Annotated in this window: 2 protein-coding genes and 1 pseudogene; all 3 read right to left on the bottom strand. The window is 40.2% G+C overall.

Going from position 1 to position 2,219, the window contains the following annotated elements; all coding sequences use genetic code 11:
- Positions 1-805 precede the first annotated feature (805 nt).
- On the bottom strand, positions 806-940 hold the full coding sequence (locus OXPF_RS23285) for a hypothetical protein (protein ID WP_278308337.1): 135 nt from the start codon (positions 938-940) through the stop codon (positions 806-808).
- Between the two features lie 12 nt (positions 941-952).
- Positions 953-2,113: a uroporphyrinogen decarboxylase family protein gene (locus tag OXPF_RS03080; protein ID WP_054873743.1), complete on the bottom strand. Its 1,161-nt coding sequence runs from the start codon at positions 2,111-2,113 to the stop codon at positions 953-955.
- A pseudogene (locus OXPF_RS22960) lies at positions 2,114-2,219 on the bottom strand (cobalamin B12-binding domain-containing protein); the annotation flags it as partial. It lies immediately after the preceding gene.

Raw genomic sequence — 2,219 nt, 5'->3', positions numbered from 1 at the left:
TTCCCTGCTGGCAGGCAGCTACTACCGCCTGAGCCTCTTCTTCAGTTGGCCCTGCTGCCGTAAAGTCTTTAAGCATCTCCAATACCTTTTCCTCGTCAAGATCTCCCACTGCCTGAGTCAGCAACTTCAGGTCCATAATGTATACTTCCCTTCATCTTTATTTCAAAAGCTGTAGTTTTACATCTTTTGATAGTATACAATTACTGCTTTTTTTGCCTGATTTCCTTTGACTTATCTTCTTCTTTTTGCACTATCCTGTTCTGTTGAAGTCTTTGGGTCGGTGAGGGGCCGGGAGAGGCGGGAGAGGGGACAGTTCAGTCACACATGCCATCCTACATAAATTGAAGAGAAGTTATCAACTGAATATGTTTTCAAGGAATTTATCTAAGCCTAAGAAGCTTTATTGGAGGTACATTTGTGCGCATAATACCAGCGAGAGCAGAGCGATACTGCCGCCAATATAGAGTTTATAGATGAAAAAGCTGATTACACTATGTTGGTCATGTTGTATAAAGCCTTGGAATAATTCTTTATGAGAAACTGTTTATCTATTGTATCTATTGCATCCCCAGTTCTTTTATCGGCGGTTTTCTTATAAATTTCGTTGTTCCTGTAGTATTCACCGTTCTCCAGTTGAAATTACTGAACGGTAAATAAGCGCCTAAATAGCCTTTTTTAGCGGTGCAGCTGCCTACCAATTTCCAATATGAATGCTCACCTTGCCGTTGTCAAAGCCCTGGCTATGACAAACAGCTGCTGATATGCTTCTGTAAAATTAAAGCCTCCTTCTATGGAGGCTTTAATTTTACATCTGAGCTAAAAACACCACCATGGCTGCTAAAAACTCATTTCTGGATTTATCATCCGGCAGGAATGCCAATGTCTTTATAACCTCATTCCATCCTTCCGGCCATGTGTTTAATTTCACATCATCATTCATTTTTATCTCCTCCTATCCCCTGTAATCCCGGACAAAATCAGTAACAGCCAGCAGGTTCTCACGTTTACAGTCGTATCTGAAGGACATCATCTTATTCTGGCTGAATATATATCCTCCATCCCGGCCTAATTCATCCACAAGTTTCTTTGCATAGTCTATGCAGGTCTGTGGATCTGAATTTCCAAGCAAATCTGCCGGCATGCCGCCGGCAATGCAGATATTGGGCAGCTTTTTCCTTAATTCAAATACATCGTCCAATTCCGTATGTATAACCACATGCCCTTTAGGAATATCCTGAAAATATTCATAGAACTGGAGCATTGTGCTCTCTGCAAAAATATATATTGTCTTGTCAGTTTCTACAACCTTATCAATTATCTTTTTAAATATAGGCCAGTAAATTTCACCAAACTGTTTCGGGCTTAAAATACTGTGGGCTAAAAGCCCTGAAAATGCATCAAAGGCAGCCGTTTCACTTTTTGGTCCTTCCAGTGCCGACAGCGAGGGCTTTACAAAAACTTCATATAGGGAATCTATTGTTTCCATAAGCTCTTTCTTATTCCTTCTTATATCGAAGGATAAGCCCTTGATTCCCCTGAGAAAATTAAACAGCATTTCAAAGGGATGCAGCATATTTCCCTGTATATTCATCATTGAAGGAATCTGATAATCCTTTAAGAACTTTTCACCGATTCTCCTGTTGTAATCGCTGAATGCCAGAAACTCATTTGTGGTATTTTGAATGAGCTCCAGCGCCCCTTCTTCATTAAGCTTTTTATATTTTCTGGGCATAATTTTTGTCCATATGAACTTCAACGGATTTTCAGCAAATTCAGGATACTCTTCAGCTTCCAGGTATACCTGATCATCGATATTTAAGACTTCCTTTTCATCATCTATTATATAATGATATCCGCCAAGAGAGTTTGTAACTTTTACAGGATTTCTTGTACCTAAATCCATGTAGCCGTCAAACCCATATCTTTCATGGAAGTCGCAAACGAGCCTGAACATTTTGTCATAGTCTAATAATGCTTCACTAAGTTTATATTCCGAGTCTAAAATCTTCCATGTCCAGAAATTGGACACCTGAGGTACCCTTGCTGTCTTTTCCATCCTAACCGTATCTTTAAAAAGCTGTATCCTTTCCTGAAGCAAACCTTGTCCATTCATTTATTTCACCCACCCCTGACATATTTTTACGCCTTCTGCGGCGTTGGTTGTAAAAGCATCGGCACCTATCTGCATACAGGCATCCTTTGTCACTGGGTTTCCGCCT

The sequence above is a fragment of the Oxobacter pfennigii genome (assembly GCF_001317355.1).
In the GTDB taxonomy this organism is placed as follows: Bacteria; Bacillota; Clostridia; order Clostridiales; family Oxobacteraceae; genus Oxobacter; species Oxobacter pfennigii.
Note: the sequence above shows the minus strand (reverse complement) of the source record. Positions and strands in the feature narration are given on the sequence as shown.